This is a genomic window from Kitasatospora sp. NPDC127060 (genome assembly GCF_042724935.1).
In the GTDB taxonomy this organism is placed as follows: Bacteria; Actinomycetota; Actinomycetes; order Streptomycetales; family Streptomycetaceae; genus Kitasatospora.
The window spans coordinates 13273-38252 of the sequence record NZ_JBHXEG010000066.1 but is presented as its reverse complement, the minus strand read 5'-3'; the positions used below and the strand labels follow the sequence as shown (position 1 = coordinate 38252).

Annotated in this window: 20 protein-coding genes and 2 pseudogenes; 6 read left to right on the top strand and 16 right to left on the bottom strand. The window is 71.3% G+C overall.

Going from position 1 to position 24980, the window contains the following annotated elements:
* Positions 1-164: 164 nt before the first annotated feature.
* Both ACFWIS_RS29785 and ACFWIS_RS29780 read right to left on the bottom strand, forming a co-directional pair.
* Complete coding sequence (locus ACFWIS_RS29785; protein ID WP_380457323.1) at positions 165-893, bottom strand: carbohydrate-binding domain-containing protein; 729 nt, start codon at positions 891-893, stop codon at positions 165-167.
* 65 nt (positions 894-958) lie between these two features.
* Positions 959-2473, bottom strand: a complete 1515-nt coding sequence (locus ACFWIS_RS29780; protein ID WP_380457321.1) for a cellulose binding domain-containing protein — start codon at positions 2471-2473, stop codon at positions 959-961.
* Positions 2474-2846: 373 nt separating this feature from the next.
* Here ACFWIS_RS29780 and ACFWIS_RS29775 point away from each other — a divergent pair, with 373 nt between their 5' ends.
* On the top strand, positions 2847-3893 hold the full coding sequence (locus ACFWIS_RS29775) for a LacI family DNA-binding transcriptional regulator (RefSeq protein ID WP_380457319.1): 1047 nt from the start codon (positions 2847-2849) through the stop codon (positions 3891-3893).
* 4 nt (positions 3894-3897) lie between these two features.
* On the opposite strand, the gene ACFWIS_RS29770 is transcribed toward ACFWIS_RS29775, so the two are convergent.
* The 9 genes from ACFWIS_RS29770 to ACFWIS_RS29730 form a co-directional block, all read right to left on the bottom strand.
* Complete coding sequence (locus tag ACFWIS_RS29770) at positions 3898-4923, bottom strand: LacI family DNA-binding transcriptional regulator (protein WP_380457317.1); 1026 nt, start codon at positions 4921-4923, stop codon at positions 3898-3900.
* A 117-nt stretch (positions 4924-5040) separates the two neighbouring features.
* Positions 5041-6069, bottom strand: a complete 1029-nt coding sequence (locus ACFWIS_RS29765; RefSeq protein WP_380457315.1) for a LacI family DNA-binding transcriptional regulator — start codon at positions 6067-6069, stop codon at positions 5041-5043.
* A complete protein-coding gene (locus ACFWIS_RS29760; RefSeq protein WP_380457314.1) occupies positions 6066-6725 on the bottom strand; it encodes a GDSL-type esterase/lipase family protein in 660 nt (219 codons plus the stop codon). Before ACFWIS_RS29760 ends, ACFWIS_RS29765 begins: the two co-directional genes overlap by 4 nt.
* A 67-nt stretch (positions 6726-6792) precedes the next feature.
* The gene (locus tag ACFWIS_RS29755; protein WP_380457312.1) at positions 6793-8088 is read right to left on the bottom strand and encodes a cellulase family glycosylhydrolase; all 1296 of its coding nucleotides are present in this window, start codon (positions 8086-8088) and stop codon (positions 6793-6795) included.
* Positions 8089-8144: 56 nt separating this feature from the next.
* A complete protein-coding gene (manA, locus tag ACFWIS_RS29750; RefSeq protein ID WP_380457310.1) occupies positions 8145-9407 on the bottom strand; it encodes a mannose-6-phosphate isomerase, class I in 1263 nt (420 codons plus the stop codon).
* A gap of 94 nt (positions 9408-9501) precedes the next feature.
* Positions 9502-10536 carry a LacI family DNA-binding transcriptional regulator gene (locus ACFWIS_RS29745; protein WP_380457308.1) on the bottom strand — a complete coding sequence of 345 codons (1035 nt, stop codon included), beginning with the start codon at positions 10534-10536 and terminating at the stop codon, positions 9502-9504.
* 61 nt (positions 10537-10597) lie between these two features.
* Positions 10598-11416 carry a carbohydrate ABC transporter permease gene (locus tag ACFWIS_RS29740; RefSeq protein ID WP_380457353.1) on the bottom strand — a complete coding sequence of 273 codons (819 nt, stop codon included), beginning with the start codon at positions 11414-11416 and terminating at the stop codon, positions 10598-10600.
* A 47-nt stretch (positions 11417-11463) separates the two neighbouring features.
* Complete coding sequence (locus ACFWIS_RS29735; RefSeq protein ID WP_380457306.1) at positions 11464-12423, bottom strand: carbohydrate ABC transporter permease; 960 nt, start codon at positions 12421-12423, stop codon at positions 11464-11466.
* A gap of 171 nt (positions 12424-12594) precedes the next feature.
* Positions 12595-13875, bottom strand: a complete 1281-nt coding sequence (locus ACFWIS_RS29730; RefSeq protein WP_380457304.1) for an ABC transporter substrate-binding protein — start codon at positions 13873-13875, stop codon at positions 12595-12597.
* 338 nt (positions 13876-14213) lie between these two features.
* On the opposite strand from ACFWIS_RS29730, the gene ACFWIS_RS29725 reads away from it, so the two are divergent.
* Together ACFWIS_RS29725 and ACFWIS_RS29720 are read left to right on the top strand one after the other, a co-directional pair.
* Positions 14214-15203 (top strand): ROK family protein, encoded by a 990-nt coding sequence (locus ACFWIS_RS29725; protein ID WP_380457302.1) that lies wholly within the window; start codon positions 14214-14216, stop codon positions 15201-15203.
* A gap of 31 nt (positions 15204-15234) precedes the next feature.
* Positions 15235-16671 (top strand): GH1 family beta-glucosidase, encoded by a 1437-nt coding sequence (locus ACFWIS_RS29720; protein ID WP_380457300.1) that lies wholly within the window; start codon positions 15235-15237, stop codon positions 16669-16671.
* 334 nt (positions 16672-17005) lie between these two features.
* Here the strand turns inward: ACFWIS_RS29720 and ACFWIS_RS29715 are convergent, their stop codons facing one another.
* Genes ACFWIS_RS29715 through ACFWIS_RS29700 form a run of 4 tightly spaced genes read right to left on the bottom strand, consistent with a single transcriptional unit; the run spans position 17006 to position 19798 of the window.
* Positions 17006-17419: a cupin domain-containing protein gene (locus ACFWIS_RS29715; protein ID WP_380457298.1), complete on the bottom strand. Its 414-nt coding sequence runs from the start codon at positions 17417-17419 to the stop codon at positions 17006-17008.
* A gap of 45 nt (positions 17420-17464) precedes the next feature.
* Positions 17465-18232: an SDR family NAD(P)-dependent oxidoreductase gene (locus tag ACFWIS_RS29710; RefSeq protein ID WP_380457297.1), complete on the bottom strand. Its 768-nt coding sequence runs from the start codon at positions 18230-18232 to the stop codon at positions 17465-17467.
* Positions 18233-18258: 26 nt separating this feature from the next.
* Positions 18259-18765 carry a cyclophilin-like fold protein gene (locus tag ACFWIS_RS29705; protein WP_380524048.1) on the bottom strand — a complete coding sequence of 169 codons (507 nt, stop codon included), beginning with the start codon at positions 18763-18765 and terminating at the stop codon, positions 18259-18261.
* A gap of 16 nt (positions 18766-18781) precedes the next feature.
* The gene (locus ACFWIS_RS29700; protein ID WP_380457293.1) at positions 18782-19798 is read right to left on the bottom strand and encodes a zinc-dependent alcohol dehydrogenase family protein; all 1017 of its coding nucleotides are present in this window, start codon (positions 19796-19798) and stop codon (positions 18782-18784) included.
* 210 nt (positions 19799-20008) lie between these two features.
* On the opposite strand from ACFWIS_RS29700, the gene ACFWIS_RS29695 reads away from it, so the two are divergent.
* The 3 genes and pseudogenes from ACFWIS_RS29695 to ACFWIS_RS29685 form a co-directional block, all read left to right on the top strand.
* On the top strand, positions 20009-20902 hold the full coding sequence (locus tag ACFWIS_RS29695) for a helix-turn-helix transcriptional regulator (RefSeq protein WP_380457291.1): 894 nt from the start codon (positions 20009-20011) through the stop codon (positions 20900-20902).
* Between the two features lie 250 nt (positions 20903-21152).
* Positions 21153-21332 (top strand): annotated as a pseudogene (locus ACFWIS_RS29690) (VOC family protein); the annotation flags it as partial.
* A gap of 65 nt (positions 21333-21397) precedes the next feature.
* Positions 21398-21949 (top strand): annotated as a pseudogene (locus ACFWIS_RS29685) (MFS transporter); the annotation flags it as partial.
* A 532-nt stretch (positions 21950-22481) separates the two neighbouring features.
* Here the strand turns inward: ACFWIS_RS29685 and ACFWIS_RS29680 are convergent.
* On the bottom strand, positions 22482-24752 hold the full coding sequence (locus ACFWIS_RS29680) for a heavy metal translocating P-type ATPase (RefSeq protein ID WP_380457349.1): 2271 nt from the start codon (positions 24750-24752) through the stop codon (positions 22482-22484).
* Between the last annotated feature and the right edge of the window lie 228 nt (positions 24753-24980).

Here is a 24980-nt window from a genome sequence, read left to right as displayed (position 1 = left end):
GCTTCTAGCAGCCATTTCAGCGAAGGAAGCTAGGCGTCTACCTAAATCGGTTCATCATCCGCGATCGACGGCTGCCGGGGGCTGGTCCAGTGCTGCCTTCCCGCCACCGCGGAGCCGGCGCGAGGGCGGGAACAGTCGGTGCGCCGGCTCCGGAAACGGGCGGCTCAGATGGCCGGCACCTGCACCCAGAACCGGACGTCGTTGCCGAGGTTGGCGGAGTCCGAATCCAGCCGGGCCTTGATCCAGTAGACGGCGGCCTTGTAGCGGGAGATGTCGGCGGTGTCGGGGTTGCTCAGACCGGAGGCTCCGTTGCGGTGTCCGGCGAACCAGGTGTCCAGGCCGTACTGGCCCTGGCTCTGGTGCAGGCAGGAAACGTCCTGGCCCAGGCCGGAGTTGAGCGCGGCGCCGTTGTTGTACTGGGCCGCCGACTGGCCGGAGAACTGCCCGCAGGAGGTTCTGAGCATCAGCCAGTTCTGCTTGAAGATGCCAAAGTTGGCGGCGTCACCGGACTTGTTGTCGCCGTACGGGTAGTCGGCGGTCATCCGGTCGCTCTCCAGCATGGCGATCGCCAGGTCGAGGGAGGTGGCACCAACGGTCCGCACCTGGCTCTTGCGGCCGCCGAGACCGCTGACGAGGTAGGAGCCGCACGGCATGCCCGAGGGGCAGGCGGTACCGCCGCCACCGGTGTCGGCCCGCGAGCCGCGGACGACACAGGACTGGTTGTTCTCCCATCCCCAGCCGTCGCCGTCCGGATCGCTGGCGCTGCCGTTGACGCAGTACGGGTATCCGTTGGGTGCGGTGTCAGCGGATGCGAGCTGGGCGAAGGCCGCGGTGGCGGCGAGGGTGGTGAGGGTGGCGAGTGCGGCGCCGAGCGCCTGGGGGACACGGTTCATGACGGTTGCTCTCCTGGTTCGCTGGCTCCCCCGGGCCGGCGGCGCCCGCCCGGGGGAGGGGTGGGTCAGTAGGTCGTGCAGGCCGATCCGTTCAGCGCGAAGGCGGTCGGGACACCGTTGGTGCCGGGCGTCGAGGTGCCGGTGAAGCCGAACGCGACCGTGCCGCCGGCTGCGATGGTCGTGTTGTAGTCGGGCGGATTGCCCGCGGTGACCCGCTTGCCGTTCTGGGTTCCGCTGGCGTTCCACACGGCAGTGACGGTCTGCCCACCGGGGAAGGCGAACACCAGCTGCCAGCCGTCGACCGGGGTGGAGCCCGTGTTCCTGATGGTCACGTCACCGTTGAAGGAGGCTCCCCAGTCGGACAGGCCGTAGTGGACGGCACAGGTGCCCGCCGGGGTCGCTCCCGGAGAGCCGGAGGGGCCGCCGCCCGGGGAAGGCGACACGGAGTCGGTCGGGGTGACGAGCCCGCTCTTGGCCGCCATGCGGTCGGAGTGCTCGCGGAACACGGCCAGTTCTGGCGCGCCCGCCCGAACGCCGAACGTGCCGTCGACGTCGTGGTCCTCGTACCACCAGAAGGCACTGCCGTCACCGTCGGCCGACTCGAAGTCCGTGTAGAGGGCGTTCCACCAGGCGGAGCGGTCGACGTTCTGGACGTTGAACTCGCCCATGAAGAAGGGCTTGCCGATCACGTTGTGCGAATCGGCGATCCAGGCCCGGATGAGCTTCCTGGTCTGGTCGATCGTCAGGTTCGCCCAGGGTTCGGTCGGGTACGGGTGGGCCGAGGTGTAGTCGATGTACGGCGACTGCTGCACGGCCACGAACGGATTGCCCTCGTCACCCCCGAACCCGTACGCGGTGCCATGGCCCTCGATGCCGACGCCGAGCAGGTGCTTGCCGTCGATGCCCTTGACGAAGGCGCCCATCTCGTCGACCCAGGCTCGCAAGGTGGTGCCGCCGGTGTCCTCGGCGGCGCCCTGCCCCTGGTAGCGGGGCTCGTTCATGAGGTCCCAGGCGAAGATGGTCGCGTCGTCCCTGTACCTGACGCCGCTGTAGTGGTTGGTGCGGTTGAGCACGTGCCCCACGTAATCCTTGTACGAGGTGAAGCAGCCGGGGCACCGCTTCCTGTCGAAGAACGCCGCCCGACCGGGCTGGCCGCCGGACAGGCCCTCCCACTGCAGGCGGGTGTCGATTCCGCCGTAGGCCTCCCAGTAGTTCTCGAACACCGGGATCAGCTTCAGGCCGTGCGCCCTGGCGGACTCGATGACGTAGTCGAACTGGGCGAACTCCTGCTCGTCGTAGACCCCCTTGGCCTTCTCGAAGCCGTGCCAGTTCTCGTGGCTGAACATCCACAGCCGGACCACGGTCGCCTTGTCCGCCCGCAGGTTGGCGAAGTGGGCGTCGATGCGCGCCTTGTCCATGAACTGCGTCTCGGTGTCGCCGGCCCCCGAGCCGAAGGTGAAGAGGTCATAGGAGTCTGCGCCCGCGAAGTAGTACTGCTTGCCGTTCAGGCAGAAGTGGATGCCGCAGCGGCCGACGAAGGCGCTCGCGGTGTCGGCCGCGGAGGCGGTTCCCCGGGTCACTGCGAGGCCTGCTGCGGCGAGAACGGCCGCGAGGAGGAGCGCCAGCGGCCAGAGGCGGCTTCCGGCGGCGGAGTGTGGTTGATGATGCACGCGCGTCCCTTTCGTCCCGGACGGGTGGGTGGTGGGGGAAGGGCCCCGGCGCCCGGCGACTCCACCGGGGACGCGTCGGGGGCGGTGCGGCCCCGGCTCGGGGTGCGTCTGCCGGCGCGCGGGAAGCCGGCGGCAGAGTCCGGCCACGGCTCTGATTAACCGCTTAATGCAGACGGACCGTATGGCCGCCGATAGTCGCCCGTCAATAAGCGGTTAACCGTTTGTTGCAATGAGCTTGCCGACCGGCCGCTGTCGCCGGGTGGGCGCGTAGTAGCTTGAGGGCATGTCCCAGCAGAAGAGTCCCGCCGCTCGGCGGCCGACCATCACCGACATCGCGAAGATCGTCGGTGTGTCCAAGGTGTCGGTTTCCAACGCGCTCAACGGTCGGCCCGGTGTCTCCGAGGCCACCCGGGCCCGCATCGAGGCCGTGGCCGAAGAGATCGGGTTCGTGCGCAACAGCGCGGCCCGGGCGCTCAGCGGGGCGAGGGCGGCGGCGGTGGGCCTGGCGCTCGCCCGCCCCGCGCGGATGCTGGGGACCGAACCGTTTTTCATGGAACTGATCGGCGGCATCGAGAACGTGCTGTCCGACGCCTCGTACTCGTTGGCGCTCCAGGTCGTCACGGACCACGAACGTGGCCTGGAGGCCTACCGGCGCTGGTGGAGCGAGCGGCACATCGACGGCGCCATCCTGGTCGACCTTCACGAGAACGACGCCCGGGTGCCCGCGCTGGAGGCACTGGGCCTGCCGACCGTGGTGATCGGCCACCCGTCGGGGTCGGGCTCGCTGACCCCCGTCTGGTCGGACGACGACGCCGCAGTGCGGGAGACCGTGGAATACCTCGCCGCGCTGGGCCACCGGCGCATCGGCCGGGTGGCCGGGCTGGAGGGCCTGGTGCACACCTCGATCCGGGACCGGGCCTTCGCCGCCGCCAGTTCCGAACTCGGCCTGGACCCCACGCCCACGGCGCACACCGACTACACGGGCGAGTCCGGGGCCCGGGCCACCCGGCGCCTGCTGCTCTCCCCCACCCGCCCGACGGCGATCCTCTACGACAACGACATCACCGCCGTCGCCGGACTCTCGGTGGCCCAGGAGATGGGGCTCCAGGTGCCGCGCGACCTGTCGATCGTCGCCTGGGACGACTCCCCCCTGGTTCAGGTGGTCCGGCCGCCGCTGACCGCGCTGACCCGCGACATCCATGCCTACGGCGCGAACGCGGCCCGCACTCTGCTCGCCCTGATCGCCCGCGGGCGCGGGAGCGGCGAAGGCTTCGAGGACCGGGCTCCCCGGCTCACCCCGCGCGGGAGCACCGCACCGCCGTCGGCCTGAACGTTCAGGTACGGGCCGACGGGCCGGTGGTCCCGCGCGGGACCAGCACCGGAGCGTCGGAGACCCGCGAACGGGCCCGGCCGTCGTCCAGGAGCTCCAGCAGGCAGCGAGCGACCTCGGCGCCGAAGGCGAAGGGGTCGTAACTGAGCGCCGAGAGCGCCGGCCGGGTGATCCGGCACAGGTCCGAGTCGTCCCAGGCGACCAGCGACACGTCCTCGGGTACCCGCAGGCCGAGCTCGCCAGCCACCGCGAGGCCCGCCACCGCCATGAGGTCGTTGTCGTACACGATGGCGGTCGGCCGGTCAGCGTCGGCCAGCAGTGAGCGGGTCGCCGTGGCGCCCTCGTGTGCGGACAGGGTGGTGTGCACGCTTCTGGCGTCCTCCAGCCGCAGTTCGGCGGCGGTGGACGCGAACGCCTCCGCGCGGACGATCGACTGGCCCAGCGCCACCGGCCCGCTGATGTGCGCGATCCGGCGGTGGCCGAGGATCGACAGGTAGCGGACGGCCTCCGCCATGGCCATCGCGTCGTCGTGCCACACTGCCGGGAAGGGGCCACTGAGCTGTGGGGGCGCGACCGCGACGACGGGCATGCCGAGCCGGTGAACGGGTTCGATCCGCGGGTCGTCGCTGGTCACCCCGACCAGGACCGAGCCGTTCACCTTGCCGGACTGCCACCACTGCTTGTACAGCGCGATCTCGGCGTCGAGGTCGGGGGCGACGTGCAGCAGCAGGGAGCAGGGCCGCTCGGTGAGCACACTCTCGATCCCGCCGATCAGCGCCATGTGCACCGCGTCCAGAACGGTGCCGGCGGCGGCGCGGGTGAGCGCCATGCCGATGGTGTGGACCCGGGGCCCCTGAGCGAGGGACCGGGCCGCGAGATTGGGCGACCAGCCCAGTTCGCGGGCGGCCTCGACGATCCTCTTGCGGGTGTCGGCGGAGACGCCGGGCCGGTCGTTGAGGGCGAGCGAGACGGCGCCCGCCGACACCCCGGCTCGGGCGGCGACGTCCCGGATCGTCACCCGGCTTTCCATGCGCGTTCCTTCCCTCGGCCCAGCGGATGCGCGACGAGGCGCCGCCCGGGTCCATCCTGTCAGGTGAGGTGACCTGTGCGGGACCGCGGGCGGCGGGGAAGGCGAAGGGCGAGGTGGTCAGTCGGCGCGGGGGCCGATCTCCCCGGAGCCGCGAGGGATCAGGCGGGTGGGGATCTCGATCCGGTGGGCCGCGCCTGTGTCCCCGGCCAGGCGCTCGAAGAGCGTGCGGGCGGCTGCGGCACCGAGCGCGGCCGGGTCCTGGGCGACGACCGTGAGACCCGGCGTGAGCAGATCGGCCAGTTCCAGGTCGTCGAATCCGACCAGGGCGGGGCGGGGCCTGTCCGGTGGGAGGTGGTGCAGCACGGCCAGGGTGATCCGGTTGTTGGCCGTGAGGAGGGCGGTGACCGGCGCCGGTCCCCTGGTCAGCCGGTCGACGGCGGCCGTGACCCGGGCCGGATCGGTGGGTCCGGTGTCGATCCACCGCTCGTCCACAGGCAGGGCGGCGTCGGCCATGGCTGTCCGGTAGCCGCGCAGCCGCTCGGCACTGGTGTGGAGGCGGGCCAGGTCCCCGATGAAGCCGATCCGCCGATGGCCGTGCCGGATCAAGTGTGCGACCCCGGTCCGGGCGCCGCCCGCGTTGTCGCTGAGCACGGCGTCCGCCTCGATGGCGGCCGCCGGGCGGTCGAGGAAGACCACGGGGGTCCCGGCGGCGGATTCCGGAAGCAGGTAGCGGTGGTCGTCCCCGGTCGGCACCACGATCAGGCCGTCCACCCGGCGGGCGCAGAAGGCGAGCGCGAGGTCGCGTTCGCGGTGCGGGTCCTCGGCACTGGAGCCGGTGAACAGGAGGCAGCCGTGCTCTGCGGCCACGACCTCCACCGCGCGGGAGAGGGCGGAGGAGAAGGGGTCGCCGATGTCCTCCAGGAGCAGGGCGATGCTGGCGGTCCGGCCGGTGCGCAGCAGGCGGGCACTGTCGTTCCGGCGGAACCCGAGCCGGTCGATGGCGGCCCGCACCCGCTCGGCCGTCGCGGAGGCGACGCCGTTCTCTCCGTTCACCACCCGGGACACGGTCTTCAGACCGACCCCGGCCTCCGCGGCGACGTCGTTCATCGTGGGCCTGGCCGGCCTGCTGCCGTGTCCCCTGCTCATGCCCGGCAGCATACGGTGGCGCCGTCCGCGGGTCCGAGGACCAGGTCGGCCCAGGCCGCGGCGAGCAGGCGATGGCCGTACGGGGTGGGGTGGACGCCGTCGGCGGCGATCCGATCGGGTGCGCCCACGGCGCGGGCGGCCTGGTTGAGCAGGCCGTCGGCGGCCAGCAGGAGCGCCTCGAACTCGGTGGCGAGCCTGCGGACGGCATGGATGCGCGGGTCGAGGTCCTCGCGCCAGGCCCACTGCTCGGGGGTGACGGGGACCAAGAACGGTTCGATGAGCAGCAGCCGGGCGTCGCAGCGTTCGCGGACCTGGGCGAGCAGGCGCCGGTACGCGTCCTCCCAGTGGTCGGGCGGTGAGGCGAGCTCGGAGTCGTACCGGCGCAGGGTGTCGTTCACGCCGATCATCACGGAGAGCAGGTCGGGCCGGTGGGCCAGGGTGTCGCGCTCCCAGCGGTCGCACAGGTCGAGGACGCGGTCGCCCGAGACCCCCTGGTTGAGAACGGTCGCACCGGGGTGTGCGGCGTTCAGGACGGCCGCGGCGAGCGCCGCGTAGCCGTGGCCCAGGGAGGCGGGGTCGCCGCGGTCGCGTCCGGCGTCGGTGATGCTGTCGCCTTGGAAGAGCACGACGGCGTTGAGCGGCAGGTCGGATGGCATGCGGTCCTCGGGCGGTAGGCCGCCGCACCCGTCGGGCGGTGGGCGGCGGGGGCGGTGTGGGGGCCGGTCAGCCGGCGGCCATCGCCCTGGCGTGGGCGGCGAACAGCTGGGCGGTGGTGCGGGTCGGGTTGGCGGGGTCGTTGTTCCACATGACGCGGTGGCCGTCGTAGTCCGGGTAGAAGGAACCGTCGTCGACCCGGGAGGTGAGCAGCCAGAACTGGTCGCCCGCACCGCCGCCGGTGCGGACGGCGTCGGTCCAGGCGGTGTAGGCGACGTCGCGGGCGGCGGTGTCGGGGATGTCCCGTGCCGCGTCGATCTGCAGCCCGAACTCCTCGATCACCACGGGCTTCCCGAGCGCTCGGCCGGCGGCGAGGTGGTCCTCGATCCAGCGGGTGCCCCAGGAGGTGGCGTCGATGCCGGGCTTGCCGGTCCTGGTCTCGCCCCAGTTCTGCGGGTAGACGTGGACGGTGCCGTAGTCGACGGCGGGGAGGGCCACCAGTCCGTTCCACCGGACGCCCTCGTAGTCCGAGTAGGGGTAGTCGGCGTGTCCGGGCCGTCCGAAGAAGCCCTCGTCGCCGACGGCGACCAGCTGGCGGGGGGCGAGCGATTTGACGTAGGCGCTCATCTCGGCGGCCCAGGCGAGCAGGGTGGCGCCGCTCTTGTCGCTGCGGCACCGCGGTTCGTTGGCGAGTTCGAAGGCCATGATGGTGGGGTCGTCGCAGTACCGCAGGCCGGTGTAGAGGTTGCGGTGCTGGACGAGATGTTTGGCCCAGGCTCGGTAGCAAGCCCTGATCCCCGGGTCGGTGTAGAAGCGGTCGTGGTTGACACCGTCGCCGTACGAGTCGTCGGGCAGGCCGAGGAACCAGCTGACGTACTGCTGCATGCCCCCGTAGTCCGGCCAGTTGTTGACCAGCGGCAGGACGAGGCGGATCCCGAGCTGCCCGGCCTTGTGGACGGCGTAGTCGAGGGAGTCGAACGCCTCGTCGTCGTAGCTGTGGGGCTTGGGCTGGAGCGGGCGGTACGAGTGTCCGGAACCTTCGGCGAACGCCCAGGCCCGTACCACGGCCAGGCCCATCGCGGCAGCGTCGTCGAGGACCGCGTCGACCATGTAGTGGGACTGCTGGTGCAGGTAGTAACAGTTGGTGCCACCGAAACGGAAGGGGTTTCCCCCCAGACGGAGTTCACCGCCACCGGCTGTGACGAAGCCGGCGGTTCGGCGGCTTTGGCCGGTGAGCGGCGCGGGCCCGGCGGCGGCCGGCGTGGTCAGGGCCGGGACGGCGGCCAGCGCCAGGGAGGCGGAGGCTGCTCCGAGCAGCGAGCGACGGGTGAGGGCGTTATCGGTGCTGCCAGAAAGTGCGTTCACGGGAATGGACCTCCGGAGTGGGCGCCTGGTGGCGCCGACGGGTGGGAGCCGTGTGGTCAGACGGCGGTGTGCTCGGGAACGCGGGCCCGGTAGAGCGTGGCGGTCCCGCGCAGCTCCGCCGGAGCGCCGGCGGCCGGGAGAAAGGCGCTGTCTCCTCGGCGCAGGGTGAGCGGTCGCCCCGGGAAGCGGTGGAGCTCGGCGGTGCCCTCGGTGCAGAGCAGCACCTGCGGGCCGTCGGCGGAGAGAGTGGCGCGGCCGAGAAGGTCGAGCCGGGACAGCGCGAACTCCGCAGCCGGTGTCGGGTAGTGGAATTCGCCCTCGTCGCCCCGGACCGGGTGGACCAGGGCCGGTGGGCCGGGCCGGAAGTCGACGACGGTGGCGAGGGCCCGCACGTCCACGTGCTTGCAGGTCAGGCCGCAGCGCAGCACGTTGTCGGAATTGGCCATGATCTCCACGCCGGTCCCGCGCAGGTAGGCGTGCGGAACGCGGGCATCGAGGAAGAGCGCCTGTCCGGGCCGCAGTCGCACGTGGTTGAGCAGCAGCGCGGCGACCACTCCCGGATCACCGGGGTAGTCCCGGGCCGCCGCGGCATACGCGGCGTAGGTGGCGGCATGCGGGCCCCGGGTCTCGGCGGCGCGCTCCAGCGCGGGAGCGAGTTCCGCGGCGGCCTCCTCGCCCCGGGCCCGGTCGGCGTCGAGTGCATCGGTCAGGACGGTGCGCAGGGCCGTCGCGGTGTCGGCACCGCGCAGGGTCGCGATCCACGGCGCGAGGGCCGGCGCGTCCAGGGCGGCCATCAGTGCGGCGGTGGCGGCCGGGTCGCGGAAGCCGCAGAGGGCGTCGAAGTCGTCGAGTGCGCAGAGCAGTTCCGGCTTGTGGTGGCGGTCGCGGTAGATGCGGTGGGCCGCGTCCCGCGGGATGCCTGCGGACTCCTCGGTGGCGTAGCCGGCCTCGGCCTGGGCGGCGTCGGGGTGCACCTGGACCGACAGGGCGTGCTCGGCGGCGAGCACCTTGACCAGGAACGGCAGTCTGGCGCCGTAGCGCTCCGCGACCCGTCGGCCGAGTTCGTTGTGCGGGTCGCGGGCGATGACCTGGTCGAGGGGTTCGGAGCCATTGCCGCGGTCGACGGTGGACGGCGCGTCGGGGTGGGCGCCCATCCAGAGCTCGGCCTCGGGTTCGCCGGTCGGACGGCGGCCGGTGAGTCGGGCGATGGCGGTGGTGGAGCCCCATGTGTAGGGCCTGATCCGGTTGGTGAGCAGGTCGGCTGTGGAGAGCGGGCCCACGGCTGGAAGCGGATGGGCGGGGTGGTGCGGCGGGGTCATGCGGGCTCCGGTCTGAGGCGGTCCGGTCCGCCCCCGGGCTTCCTCACCCTCAGGAGGAGTCGGGGGACGGACCGGGGTCTGGAGCGGCACGTGGTCAGGGCGTGCCGGGGGGTGCGGTGGTGCCGCGGGGTACGAGGACGGGGGTCGGGGCGGGGCCCGAGGCGTCGGCGCGGCGGTCGAGCAGGGCGAAGAGGCAGCGGGTGACCTGGGCGCCGTAGCCGTGGACGTCGTGGCTCATGGCGGAGAGCGCGGGGTGGGTGAGCCGGCACAGCTGGGAGTCGTCCCAGGCGACCAGGCTCAGGTCGTCCGGGACGGTCAGTGCGAACTCGGCGGCGACGGCGAGTCCGGCGACGGCCATGATGTCGTTGTCGTAGAGGATCGCGGTCGGCCGCCGGTTTCCGGAGGCGAGCAGCTCGCGGGTGGCCCTGGCGCCGGCCTGGCCGGAGAAGTCGGTGGGCAGGCTTCGGGGTTCGTCCAGGCCGAGTTCGGCTGCGACCTGTTCGAGTGCGCGCGCCCGCATCGCGGAGTGTCCCAGCCGTGGGTCGCCGCCGACCCGGGCGATCCGGCGGTGGCCGAGCAGCGCGAGGTAGCGGACGACCTCCTCGACGGCGGCGGCGTCGTCCGTCCAGATGGAGGCCGTCGAGCCGCCGGTGAGTCCGGGGTGGCCGGCCGCGACGACGGGCATGCCGATCCGGGCCAGGGCGGGGATCCGCGGATCGTCCTCGATCAGGTCGACCAGGACGGACCCGCGGACCCGCCCTTCGCGCCACCAGGTGTGATGGACGGCGGTCTCCTGGTCACGGTCGCGTACCAGCCGCAGCAGCAGCGTGGCCGCCTGTTCCTCCAGCACGCTCTGGATGCCGGAGACGAACTCCATGTAGAAGGGCTCCAGGCCGAGTTGGCGGGCGGGGCGGGTGAGCGCCAAGCCGACGGTGTATCCCCGGCCATCGTCCCCGGGCAGGCTGCGGGCGGCTTGGCCGGGCACCCAGCCGAGTTCGGTCGCGGCCGCGCGGATCCGCGCGCGGGTGCGTTCCGACACCCCTGGCCGGTCGTTGAGCGCGAGCGACACCGCTCCCGGTGAGACCCCGGCGCGCTCCGCGACGTCCCGGATGGTGGTGCGAGCGCTCAACTGCGGCTCCGCTCATCGGCTTGGCGGTGACGCGGCGCAGGTGCGGCACCGGAGGGACGGATCACTTCGTGGAGCCTGCCGCGAAGCCGCTGTAGATAAAGCGCTGCAGGGCGAGGAAGACGATCAGGGTCGGAAGGATGACCAGGATGGTTCCGGCCGAGATGGTCTCCCAGTGCGCGCCGAACGGTCCTTTGAAGCGGAACAGCGAGGTGGAGATGGTGCCCAGGTCGGCCGAGGGCATGTACAGGAAGGGGATGTAGAAGTCGTTGTAGACCGCGATGCCCTTGATGATCACTACGGTGGCGATGGCGGGTCGGAGCATCGGCAGGATGATCCGACGGTAGACGGTGAAGGAATTGGCTCCGTCGAGCCTGGCCGCCTCGTCGAGCGAGACCGGGATGGAGCGGATGAACTGGAGGAAGATGTAGATCGACACGATGTCGGTGCCCAGGTAGAGCATGATCGGTGCCCAGCGGGTGTTGAACGCCCCGAGGTCGTTGACGATCTGGAAGGTGGCGACCTGGGTGGTCACGCTCGGGACGAGCGTGGCGATCAGGAAGAGGGCCATCACGAGTTTCTTCAGCCGGAACTCGAAGCGGTCGATGGCGTAGGCGGTCATCGAGCCGATCAGCACGGTGCCGGCGGTGGAGACCACCAGGATGATCGTGGTGTTCACGAAGCCCTGCAGCATCCTGCCCTGCTGGAAGGCGGTCGCGTAGTTGTGGAGGTTGAGCCAGTCGCCCGGCGGGGTGAGCGGGCCCGTGGTCAGTGCCTCGTTGCTGCTCTTGAGCGAGGTGAACAGCACCACGGTCAGCGGGATCAGCACAATCACGCTGGCCAGTACCAGGGAGGTGTACTTGCCGGCCTTGGCGGCAAGCACCCGGGAGGTCGGGGCGAACCGGCGGGCGGCCCGAGTGGCGGGAATGGTCACGACAGTTCAACCCTCTCCTCCGGCACCAGACGGCGCTGGATCCAGGTGACGAGCAGGATCAGGACCAGCAGCACGACGGCGCAGGCGGAGGCGAGGCCGACCTTGTCGAACTTGAAGGCCAGCTTGACGGTCTGGATGACGAAGGTCTCGCTGCCGTTGGAGCCGCCGGTCATGACGTACGGGATCTCGAACACGGCCAGCGAGCCGGAGACCGCGAGGATCGCGCTGAGGCTGATGATCGGTTTGATGCTGGGGACGATGATGTGGCGGAACTGCTGCCACCGGCTCGCACCGTCGAGTGCCGCGGCCTCGTAGAGGTGGGGCGGGATGGACTGGATCGCGCCGAGAAACAACACCATGTTCAGGCCCATGTACCGCCAGACCGAAACCCCCGCCAGTGACTTGTTGACGAGATCCGGATCCCCCAGCCACAGGTGCTGTCCGCCGACGCCCAGCAGGCGCAGCACGGTATCCAGTGTGCCGCCGGGCTGGAAGAAGTAGAGGAACACGAAGCCGATCGCGACGCCGTTGATCAGGTACGGGAAGAACAGGATCCCCTTGAAGACGTTCCTGAAGCGGGTGTCGAAGCTGAGCACGGTGGCGAAGTAGAGCGCCATCGCGATCTGGACGAAGGAGGCCAGCAGGTACACGCCGCTGACCAGGAAGACCTTGAACAGCTCCGGACGCGTGAACAGCGCCGTGTAGTTGTCCGCCCCGACGTTGTTCCGCTCGGGGCTGATGCCGTCCCAGTCGGTGACGCTGTAGCCGAGCATGTCGAGGATCGGCAGATACGTGAAGGTCACCAGCAGTGCCAGTGGGACCAGCAGGTAGAACCAGGGCGTGAACCACCAGTGGGTTCGGCCGGCCCTTCGGCGCCGGACCGGCGCGGCCGGTGCGGCCCGGTCGTCGGAGGGCGGCGTCACGCTCGCGCTCCGGTCGTTCTGCAGTGCAGTCATCTTCCTGTCCTTCGTTGAGCCGGACGCCCGAAGCCCGCCTCCCCTCCCACCGCCCGTCCGGTGGCGGGGCTGTTCCTTCCTCGCGCCGCCGAGCGGCCGGGGGCGCTGGGCGCGGTGCGGCCGGGAGGTCAGGGCAGTGCGCCCCGGCCGCACCGCAGTCCTTCGGGGCCGTCAGCCCGCGACGGTCTTCTGTGCCTCGGCCCACTTCTCGTTCAGGTCCGCGAAGTAGCTGTTCTGGTCTCCGCTGCCGGCGCCGCGGGCGATGTCGACGAGCTTCTGCCGGTAGTCGGGGGCGTCGAGGTCGATCTCCGCGGCCTTGTCGATCTTCTTGACGGCGGCGGACTTCTCCTGCTTCTGGCCGATCATGGTGACGCCCTTGTCGGCGAAGGACTTGAGCGCGGTCGGCATCGGAGAGCCCTTGACCGAGGAGATGCCCTGTTCGGCCTGGGCGCTGCCGGACTTGTTGATGAACCAGTCCAGCCAGGCCCGGGCCGCCTCCTGGTTCTTGGAGTGCTTGTTGATGCCGTACTTGTAGTCCGGCTGGAGGACCGTGCAGAGCTTGCCCTCCGCGGTCGCCGAGGGGAAGGGCATGTAGCCGATGTCGTCGGGGTTCTTCCCGGCGGCCTTCGCGGCGGCCTGCATCTGGGCGATGGACCAGGAGCCGAGGTACATGGTGGCCGCCTGTCCGGTGCCCAGAAGCGTCTTGGAGTTCTCCCAGTTGGTGGTGGTGGGGTCGGGCTCAGTGAGCTTCTCGTGGACGACGGAGTACAGCAGGCTGTCGATCGTGTGGATGTCGTTGCCGCTGGTCCACGGGGTCGCGGTGGAGGCCATCGAGTCCTTGGCGCCCTCGTTGCAGCTCGGCGAGCCGATCGCGTCGGTCCACTGCTTCAGCGGCCAGCCGTCGTGGTAGTTGGTGTAGTACGGGATCGCCTGTGTCCTGGACTTGACGGTCCTCAGGTCCTCGATGAATTCCTGCGGGGTCTTCGGCCACTCGGCGATGCCGGCCTGCTGCCAGATCGCCTTGTTGTAGACGAATCCCGTGACGGTGCCGTAGTTGGCGATGCCGTAGACCTTGCCGCCGACGGTCCCGTATTCGGTCCAGTTGTACTGCTTCGACAGGTCTCCCGCGTCACCCAGCGGAGCGAAGAAGTTGGGGAGTTGGGTGATCGAGAGGTCGGACGGTATCGGGAGCACGTCACCGTAGTTCTCGGTGTTCATGCGGATCTTGACTTCACCCTCGTAGTCGGTCATGCCCTCGAACTTGACCCTGACGTTGGGGTAGGTCTTGTTGAACTCGGTGGCGTACCCGTCGAGGACTCCCTTGTTCAGCTGGTCGGTCCGGTTGGTCAGGACCGTGATGGAGCCCGACACCTTGGCCGGATCGGAGTTGACGGTCGCTGCGGAGGACGAGGTCCCGCCGCCGCCACTGCTACAGGCAGTGAGCAAAATCATGGAAGCGGCCGTGCCGGCCATCCATCCTCTGCGCATCTTCGCTCATCCTTCGCGCTGATCGTCATGAACGCCGGGAAGCGGCCTTCCCGTCGTTGGCTGCTTAACGTAGACGTCACATCGCGGCCATGTCTATAGACCGATCAACATTGAAATACAGGCGTTTTTTTACGATCTCTGCTCGATTTACTAAACCTTTGCCTAACTTGATGACGAAAGCGCCTCGGCCTGCCCACTCCATGGACAACGTTGTCCTGCGCAGCGAGAATCACCGGGACCGCCCAGGGCGACGTGCCCGAACCAGGTCGGCACTCCCCCGTCATATCAGCGGAGACGTTACGATGAGTTACGAAACGGCCCTCGCGGTCGACGATCGCCCCACCCTTGCGCGCCCCCTTCTGGCGGCACTGGACATCGGCGGAACGAAGATCGCGGGGGGTCTGGTCGACACGGACGGGAACCTGCTGCACCAGATCCAGCTGCCCACTCCCTGGGAGGACGCCCGCACGGTGCTGGCGGCGGTGGAACACGTGCTGGACGGCCTCGCCCGGCACCCGCGGTGGGGACGCGTGCGGGCCGTCGGAATCGGCAGCGCCGGCCCGGTGGACATCGAGGACGGCACCGTCAGCCCGGTCAACATTCCCGCCTGGCGGGCCTTTCCGCTCCGCGCCGCGGTCGCCGGGCACCCTGCCGTCCACGCCCTGCCGGTGGTACTCGGGGGCGACGCAGTGGCGATGGCCGCAGCGGAGCACTGGCTCGGCGCGGCAAGACCGTACCGCAACGCCCTGTGCCTGGTGGTCTCCACCGGGATCGGCGCGGGCCTGATCATCGACGGGAGGCTGCACACCGGGCCCACCGGGAACGCCGGCCACCTCGGTCACATCAGCATCGACTATGCCGGCCGCCCCTGTCCCTGCGGCTCGCGCGGCTGTGTCGAGGGGCTCGCCAGCGGAACCGCCATCTCCCGGACCGCCGCCGAGAGTGGTTGGCGGGCCCCCGATGGCGACACCTCCGCCGCGGCGGTCGCAGCCGCCGCCCGTTCGGGCGACCCACTCGCCCTGCACGCCTACGACCGGGCCGCCCAGGCCCTCGCCGCCGGGATCGCTGCCGTCGCCACCCTGGTGGAGATCGAAGCCGCGATCATCGGCGGCGGCGTCGCCGCCTCCGGCGACCTGCTCTTCCGGCCGTTGCGCCGCCACCTGGCCCACTACGCCACCCTGCCCTTCACGGCCCGGACCGCTGTCCTCCCCGCCGCCCTGGGCACCGGCGCCGGCCTGGTCGGCGCGGCAGCCCTCGCACGCCCGGCACTGCCGGCCCTGCCCGTTCACTGACCCCGCCCGGCCCGCTGTCGAGGCCACCCGGATGGGTGCGGTCGTCGACGATCCGCCGGTCCGGCGACCCCAATCCCGAGGTGTCACATCCGTGTCCGAGCCGACCTTCCTGCGCTTCCCCGACGGCTTCCGATGGGGCGCCGCCACCTCCGCCTACCAGATCGAGGGCGCCGCCTCCGAGGACGGCCGGACACCCTCCATCTGGGACGTGTTCAGCCACCGCCCCGGCACGACCGTCGACGGCACCACCGGCGACACCGCCTGCGACCACTACCGCCTGCACCGGCAGGACGTCGCCCTGATGGCCGACCTCGGCCTCCAGGCCTACCGGTTCTCGCTCTCCTGGGCCCGGCTCCAGCCCGGCGGCAGCGGCCCAGCCAACCCGAAGGCGCTCGACTTCTACCGACGGCTGCTCGACGATCTGCACGAGAACGGCATCCAGCCCATCGCCACGCTCTACCACTGGGACCTCCCGCAAGCGCTCGAGGACCGCGGCGGCTGGCGCGCCCGTGACACCGCCTGGCGCTTCGCCGACTACGCCCGGCTGGTCGGTGAACGCCTCGGTGACCTGATAGACACTTTCATCACCGTCAACGAACCCTGGTGCGCCGCCTTCCTCGGATACGCCAGCGGCCTGCACGCCCCAGGAGTGCAGGACCCGCCGGGCGCGCTTCGCGCCGCCCACCACCTGCTCCTGGGCCACGGGCTGGCAGCGAGGGCGCTACGGGCGCAGGGGCGGCACCGGGAAATCGGACTGGCACCCAACTTCTACCCTGTGCGGGCGGTGAGCGACCACCCGGCCGATCAGGACGCGGCCCAGCGGATCGACCTGCTGATGAACCGGCTCCTCCTCGAACCGGTGGTCACCGGCGCCTACCCGGCCGACGTCCTGGCGCACATCGAACCGATCGCCGGCCTCGGCCACATCCGTGAGGGCGATGAGGCCGTGATCGGCACCCCGATCGACTTCCTCGGTGTCAACTACTACAGCTCCCACACCGTCGGGGCGGGCACTGTTGATCATCGGCCATCGCCCTGGGTCGGAGCCGAGGACGTCGTGTTCCACCCATCCGGACTCCGCACCACCGCCATGGGCTGGGACGTCGATCCCGACGGCCTGCGTCGGCAACTGGAGCGAATCGCGGCCGCCCGCCCCGACCTGCCCATCTGGATCACCGAGAACGGCGCGGCATACCCCGACGTCCCCGACGACAACGGCCGGGTACACGATCCCGACCGGATCGAGTTCCTGCGCGACCACCTCGCGGCCCTGCACGACGCGGTCCAGTCAGGGGTGAACGTCCGCGGTTACCTGCTGTGGTCGCTGATGGACAACTTCGAGTGGTCCGAGGGCCACACCAAGCGCTTCGGCCTCGTCCACGTCGATTTCGCCACCCAGCGGCGCACCCCCAGGTCCAGCGCGCATTGGTACGGCGAGGTCATCAGGAACAACGGCTTGAAGCGATAGCCGCCTTTGCTGTGGCCAAGGAAGACACGCAGTTCACAGGCCGATCTCTCGGCTGGCGGTCGCACGGTACCCGTCTCTTGGGCACAGGCTGGAAAAGCAAGTCCCGCTCGCTCCTTCGAGGCGACCACCATGCGTTGCTCACCGAATCCCGCCGAAGACCGAGGCCGCGTGGCCGGCGCTGCAGCCGACGGCGCCAGGCCTCGGTGGTGGTGCGTCCACGGCGGGGCCGGCCACTACTCGCCGGCCGGGATGTCGAGGTGGGCTCGGACCTCGGCGACTGCACAATTCCGCCGCCCGGGCCGTGACCGCCTGCCCGGAGTGCGGGCGGTGCGGGTTACGGTCGGCGGGTGCGGGGCTCGTTGTACTGCTGGTCGGTGACGGGTTCGGCCCAGATGGTCTCGGGGCTGCCGTCGGCGGTTGCCTCCCACATGGCGATGTGCTCCATGAATCGGTCGGGGGCGGCGCCGTGCCAGTGCTCCTCGCCGGGCGGGCAGCTGACGGTCTCGCCGGGGTGGGCTTCGAAGATCCGGCCGTCGCGGGTGCCGATGTACGCGGTGCCGGAGACGACGTGCAGGGTCTGGCCGACGGCGTGGGCGTGCCAGTGGGTGCGGGCGCCGGGGGCGAAGCGCACCAGGTTGGCGCGCAGGCGGGAGGGGGCCTGTCCGGCGGCGATGACGTCGAACCACACATCGCCGGTGAACCAGTCGGCGGGGGCCTTGACGGTGGACTGGGGCTGGACGAATTCCATGGGGGTCGGGCTCTCTTCTCGGGGTCCGGGGTCCGGGGTCCGGGGTCAGCGGGCGGTGTAGCCGCCGTCGACGGGCAGGGCGATGCCGGTGACGTAGCGTGAGCCGGGACTGCACAGCCACAGGACGGCCTGGGCGATCTCGTCGGCGGTGCCGAGGCGTTCGATGGCCTGGCCGGACGCGGCCTGGTCACGGTCGAGTTCGCCGCCTTCGACCATGGCGTCAACCATGGGGGTGGCGATGGTGCCGGGGCAGACGGCGTTGATCCGCACGCCGCGGGGGCCGTATTCGAGGGCGGCGCTCTTGGTGAGGCCGATGACGCCGTGCTTGGTGGCGTGGTAGGCGGCGCGGCCGGGGTTGCCGACGAGGCCGCCGAGGGAGGAGCAGTTGACGATGGCGCCGCTGGCCTGGGCACGCATGTGGCGCAGTTCGTGCTTCATGGCCGCCCAGATGCCGCGCAGGTTGATGTTCTGGACGAGGTCGAACTGGTCGGCGCTTTCGTCGGCGGCGTCGGTGGGCGGGGGCATGATCCCGGCGTTGTTGTAGGCGGCATCGAGGCGGCCGAAGGCTTCGACTGTGCGGTCGACGGCGTCGGCGACCTGCTGCTCGTCGGTGACGTCGCAGACCAGGGAGAGGGCCCGGTGGCCGGCGTCGGTGAGCTCCCGCGCCGCTGTCTTGACGGCTTCTTCCTCGATGTCGGCGAGGGCGACGGCCGCGCCGGAGGCGGCGAAGACGCGGGCGGTGGCCAGGCCCATGCCGGAGGAGGCGCCGGTGATGAAGGCGACCCGGCCGGTGAAGTCGTAGACGGGGTTCATCTGGGTGTTCTCCAGGCGGGGATGGGTCAGGGTGCGGTTTGGATGGTGATCTTCCGGGCACGGGCGATCGCGTCGGGATCGGTGTCGAGGCGCCCGAGGATCAGGAGATCCGGGGAAGGGGCGGGGCCGTCCTTGTGGAAGAGGGCCAGGTTGCCCCAGGGCGCGTAGTAGGCGATGTCGCCTGCCTTCGCCACTGCGGGCGCGGACGTGCCGGAAGTACTGATCTTGCGCGGCGGGTAGCCGATGCGCTCGGTGCCGTGGAAGTCCTCCAGCGCTACGGTCAGCGGGAGCATGGCAGCCAGGTCGCGGGCGGCGGGGCTGTCGTTCAGCACCGCTTCGACGGGTGTGCCGTCGAGGGTGACGCGGATGTTCATCGGGGTGCTCCTGTCGGCGGTGGCCGGGGCGTCCTGCCGTCCGGCTGTAGGTGGCGTGGCGATGCCAAGGCCGACGGTGGCCAGCTGTTGGTGTGGGCAGCCGCGGCCAGCAGCAGGACGGCCGTGGAGCAGCGAGGTGCGCGGGGTGAGAACGGTCATGGGCGGACCGGCACGGTCAGGGCTTGAGCAGGGCCTTGATCGCGCGACGCTCGTCCATCGCCTTGTAGCCCTCTGCGACGTCGGCGAGGGGCAGGGTGAGGTCGAAGACCTTGCCGGGGTCGATGCGGCCGGACAAGACGCGTTCGATCAGGTCGGGCAGGTAGCGGCGCACGGGCGCGGGGCCGCCGCGCAGGCCGACGTGGGAGAAGAACAGCTCCCGGCCGTCGACGGCGACCCCGTGGGGGACGCCGACGAAGCCGACGCTGCCGCCGGGCCTGGCGGAGTGCAGGGCCTGGCTCATGGCCTGGGCGGTGCCGACGCACTCCAGCACGCTGTCCGCGCCGATCCCGCCGGTCAGCTCCTTGACCCGGGCGATGCCCTCTTCGCCGCGCTCGGTGACGATGTCGGTGGCGCCGAACTCCAGGGCGAGCTTCTGCCGGGAGGTGTGTCGGCTCATGGCGATGATCCGTTCCGCGCCCATCTCCTTCGCGGCGATCACCGCGCACAGGCCTACCGCGCCGTCGCCCACTACCACCGCAGTCGAGCCGGGACGCACATGCGCGGCGTCGGCGGCCCACCAGCCGGTGCCCATCACGTCCGAGTTCGCCAGCAGCCCGGGCCACATCTCCCCGCCGGGCACTCCATCGGTGGCGACCAGGGTGCCGGCGGCGTTGGGAATGCGCACGTACTCGGACTGGCAGGTGGACATGAACTCGCGGTGCAGGCAGTTCGACTGGAAGCCGTTCAAGCAGTTGGGGCAGGTGTTGTCCGAGGTCGCGAACGAGCCCACGACGAACTGGCCCGGCCGCAGCCCGGTCACCTCGGAGCCGACTTCCTCCACGAAACCGACGTACTCGTGGCCCATCGGGTGCGGGTCGTCGATCGGCTCCGCACCCCGGTAGGGCCACAGGTCCGAGCCGCATACGCAGGTCACGGCCGTTCGGATGATCGCGTCAGTGGGGTGGAGGATCCTCGGGTCGTCCAGCGTCTCGAGGCGGACGTCACCGGGGGCATGGATCACTGCACCGCGCATGAGCGGGACTCCTTCGCGTTCCGGGGCGGACAGCCGGGAATACCGGCAGCCGCCGAGTGCGGGTACGGCGCGGGACCCGAGGCCGACGAGGCCGGCTGGGGCGCGCCACGTCCCCAGGAAAGCCGCTCCCGGTACGCGCAGCGAGTCACCACCGGGGGGTGTACCGGCGGTACACCCCTCCGGGCGCAGCCAGGCCGTAGGGTCGAATGCGTGGACAACAGTCGGGAGGTCCGCGAGTTCCTCACCTCGCGGCGCGCGAAGATCACCCCGGAGCGGGCGGGCATGCCGGCCGGGTCCCGCCGCCGGGTGCCGGGCCTGCGTCGCAGCGAGGTCGCCGCCCTGGCCGACGTGAGTGTGGAGTACTACGCCAAGCTGGAGCGCGGCAATCTCGCCGGTGCCTCACCCGGCGTCCTGGAAGCTCTCGCCCGGGCCCTGCAGCTGGACGACGCCGAACGGGCCCACCTGCTGCACCTGGCCCAGGCCGCCGACGGCACCGACGCACTCACCCGCACCCGCCGTCGCGCCAGTCGCCAGTGGATGCCGCACCGCAGCCTGCAGTGGATGCTCGACGCCGTCACCGGCGGCCCCGCCTTCGTCCGCAACGGCCGCATGGACCTGGTCGCCGCCAACCAACTCGCCCGCGCCTTCTATGCCGAGGTGTTCGAGACCTCCGGCAACCAGAACAACCTCGCCCGCTACCAGTTCCTCGACGCCGACTCCCGCCGCTTCTATCCCGACTGGGACCAGGCCGCCGAAATCACCGTCGCCATCCTGCGCACCGAGGCCGGCCGTGACCCCCACGACAAGGACCTCCACGACCTCGTCGGCGAACTCTCCACCCGCAGCGACGACTTCCGCACCCGGTGGGGCGCCCACAACGTCCGCCACCACGGCACTGGAACCAAACGCTTCCACCACCACGCCGTCGGCGACCTCACGCTCGCCTACGAAGGCATGGACATGGCCGCTGCCCCCGGTCTCACCCTCACCATCTACACCGCCGAACCCGGTTCTCCCAGCGAACAGGGTCTGCGCCTGCTCGCCTGCTGGGCCGCAACCCGCGAAACCGCGGCGGGGGGCCGCCAGCAAGCAGCTCCGAACTAGGGCGACCCGCCGTCGCGATCGACCCCGTCGGCGCACCACTGTCACTCTGGCAGCCCGGCAGCCACACCGGCATGCAGCTGAACCACGAACCCGGCACCTTCGCCGGCATCAGCCCGCTCACCGACCACCCCGAGCAGGCCGCCGCCTTCTACCGACCAGCCCTGAACTGGAACTCCAACCCTGAACACACCGAGTTCCGGCTGTCGGACAACTCCATCGCCGCCACCAGCCCGCCACCAGCCCGCCACCAGGAAAACCAACGGCGCAGCGATCACTCTGGCTGGTCAGTTTCGCCAGCAATAGGCCCGATGCCGACGCCGAGCAGGCCCGACAGCTCGGTGCGACCGAAGTTCGCCAGGACGCCAACGGAGACGTGGTCTTGCGCGATCCCACCGGCGCTCTGTTCGGCCTTACCCAGCACGCCCGATAGTGCCGCTCCGCCCGAACAAGTTGCCCCGGGCAATCGCGCACCAGCCTGTTACCCGCTGACACCAACCCGACCACGTCCGGGCGTTGACCACCCTCACACTCGCAGGCGGGCTCGCCAGTACCGTCTTCGCACCCATCACCGCGGCCCTCGCCGAGCACCTCAGCCGGCGCGGCACCTATCTGGCACTCGCCGCGATCCTCGCGGTCACGGCGCTCCCGCTCCACGCCGTCGCCCTGCGCCACCCCTGGCCGCCGCCGCCCCGAGCCGCCGGCAGTGCGGCAACCGGGGAAGACTCCACCGCCCGGAGTCGGCCGTTCATCATGCTCGCCACGGCGTTCACGCTCTCCTGGTTCGCGATGTACGCCGTCGTCTTCACCATCGTCCCCCTCCTCACCGAACGCGGCGGCAGCCCGACAACCGCGGCCTGGGCGCTCAGGCTCGGCGGCCTCGGCCAGACCCTCGGCCGCACCCTCTACGCAGCCCTCGCCCGCCGCACCACTGTCACCGTCAGAACCACGGCAACCATCGCCGCAGGCGGCGCCACCGCCGCCCTCCTCACCACCGTATCCGGACCCGCCGCCCTGCTCATCGCCATCGCCGTCCTGGCCGGGGGCGTCGTGCGCGACGGCCGCTGCCTGCCCGATGCCAGCTACCAGCTGACCGGCAGTCGGACCGGCACTCCGTGCGACGTCTCGACTCGGGCGGCGAGGTCGGCCGGGATCGGCACGTCGAGCTTTACGGCCGTGGGCGTGTAGAGGTCGGTCTCGACCTCTGGTGTCGCCAGCGACACCAGCAGGGCGTAGGAGACGGGACGGCCGACCCGGTCGGCGCGCGCCGCAGAGCGCCCGTGGCCCGGGCTACGCCGAAGGGCGGCCACCGCCTCGGCACGCTGGCGGCGGGCCCCTCAACAACGGTTGCGCCTTCTGCGCGGGCAGGGTGTCGGGCCCAGCCGTGATCCAGGGGGCGCGGACTTCACCCGTTCGTCCTCCCTGCGGTACCGGGCAGCCGGCCGCGAGGGATCGCCCCGCCTGCGGTCCTCGTCCTCGCCCAGCGGACACGAGCAGCGGTGGTGGCAGGGCGACGGCACTTTGCCACCGGTCCACGGGAGAGTTGCCCCGCCGGGTGGCCTCCGGTCTCGGCGGACGGTGTTCAGGGGACGAGGGAGAAGTAGCTCTCCTCTTCCTGCTGGAAGTGCAGGCGCAGGACGGCGTGGAGCCCGTAGAGGCAGGCGGTGAGGTCGTCGGTCTGTTCGGGCCGCAGGGAGCCCTGCTCGTCGGCGAGGTGGAGGTGGGTGGTGATGCGGCGGGCGAGACGGTCGATCTCGGTGTGGGCGCGGCTCATGGTCTCGGTGGCTTCGGGGCCGCCGAGGCGGCGGGTCAGGGCGGGGTAGAGCTGGTGTTCCTCGGCGTGTTCGTGCGGGAGGACTCGCTCGGTGAGGAGGCGGTCGATCTCCCGGACGGCGGCGAGGGCGCGTGGGCCGTGTTCGGTGGTGAGCAGCCCGGCCGCTTCGCGGATGACGTCGAGGGTGTCGCGCAGGTCGTCGTGTTCGGCGGCGAAGCGGTGGATGAGGTCTTCGGTGTCGGGTTCGAGCGGGGGCCGGGTGCCGCGGGCGGGAAGCAGGGCGCGCAGGGCGTTGAGGATGACGACGACGTCGATGGCCTCCTGGAGCAGGGCGCCGGCGGCCGGGGGCAGCAGGCCGAACAGGGCGGCGACCATCGCGAGCAGCGACAGGGCCATGCCCCCCGCGGCGCTCTGGACGGCGATGCGGCGGGCGCGGACGGCGATCTCCATCGCGTCGGAGAGGCGGTCGACACGGTCGGTAGTGAGGACGATGTCGGCGGCTTCGGAGGAGGCGCTGGAGCCGCGGGCGCCCATCGCTGCGCCGATGTCGGCGGCGGCCAGGGCGGGGGCGTCGTTGACGCCGTCGCCGACCATGAGGGTGACCGCGCGGGCGGATTCGGCGCGGACCGCGGCGACCTTGTCGGCGGGCGACTGTCCGGAGCGGACCTCGTCCAGCCCCAGGACGGCCCCGACCTCGCGGGCGGGCTCCGGGCGGTCGCCGGTGAGCATGACCAGCCGGGTCAGTCCGGCTCCGCGCAGCCGTTGCACGGTGTGCGGGGCGTCGAGCCGCAGCGGGTCGCGCAGCAGGACGGCCCCGGCGAGGGTGCCGTCGACGGTGAGCCAGGCGATCGCGGCGCCGTCCAGGATCGCGCGGTTGTCGACTGCCCGCGCCCAGTCGGGAAGGGCTGCCGGCCCGAGGTCCGTCTTGCCGACGGTGAGCCGGTGGCCGTCGACGATTCCGGCCGGGCCTCGTCCGGGCTCCTCGGTGCTGTCCTGCGGGAGGGAGAGGGGGAGTTCGCGGGTGCGCGCCTCGTGGACGATGGCCTGGGCCAGGACGTGGGTGGACACCTGGTCGAGTGAGGCTGCCAGGCGCAGCACCTCGGCCGGGGTGTGGTCGGGGGCGGCGGCGACTTCGAGGACGCGGGGGCGGCCGGCGGTGAGGGTGCCGGTCTTGTCGATCACCAGGGTGCGGGCCCGGCCCAGGTTCTCCAGGGCCACGCCGTCGCGGACGATGACACCCTGCCGTGCGGCGCGCGACAGCCCGGAGACGATGGCGACCGGTGCGGCCAGCAGCAGGGGGCACGGGGTGGCCACCACCAGGACGGCCACGGCCCGTGTGGCGGAGCCGCTGAGCAGCCAGGCCAGGGCGGCGAGCGCGAGGGACAAGGGCAGGAACCAGGCGGCGTAGCGCTCGGCGAGGCGTACGGTGGGTGCCCGCTGCGCGCCGGCCTGTTCGGCGAGGCGGACGATCTCCGCGTAGGTGCTGTCCTCGGCGGTGGCCGTCGCCGTGATCTCGAAGACTCCGCCGGCGTTGACGACGCCGCTGCGCACGAGGTCCTCGTTGCCGCGTTCCACCTGTTCGGACTCGCCGGTCAGAACGGCCTCGTCGAGGACGGCGGGGCCGTCGGTGATCCGGCCGTCCACCGGGACCACGTCGCCGGGCCCGACGACGAGCACGTCGCCGACGGCGACTTCGGCCAGCGGGACGACGGCCACCTCGCCGTCCCTGCGGCGGCGGGCGGAGCGCGGTGCGTGTTCCAGGAGTGCGCGCAGGTCGTGGGAGGCACGGCGTTCGGCGGCGGCGTCCAGAGCGCGTCCGGTGGCGAGCATCAGGGCGATCAGGGCGCCCGCCAGGTACTCGCCCACCGCAAGGGTCCCGACCAGGGCCAGGACCGCGATCAGGTCGACGCCGGCCCGCCTCTTGCGCAGCGCGACCACGACCCAGGCCACGGCCGGAACGATGGCCAGCACGGTGCCGACCGCCCAGCACAGGTCGGCTGCGGTCTGGCTGCCGGCGAGCCAGGCGATTCCGCCGGCCGCCAGCGCCGCGGCGGTTGCCACCAGCAGAACAGGCTCCAGCCACCGGCGGAGACGCGCTCGCGCCGACCGGCTCTCGCCACGGCCGGCCGCCGGGGCCTCTGTGCGAGCCACGACAAGACCCTCCAACCCGGTGCCGCACACAACAGTCGCAGAGGCGGCCCGGACTCCCACCTCACCACAGGAAGGCTGTCCCGGACAGGGCCCATCGGCCCACACCACGCCCCGTAGCGGTCCGTTCGAGCGGAACACCGAGGCCGGACGCAGGTT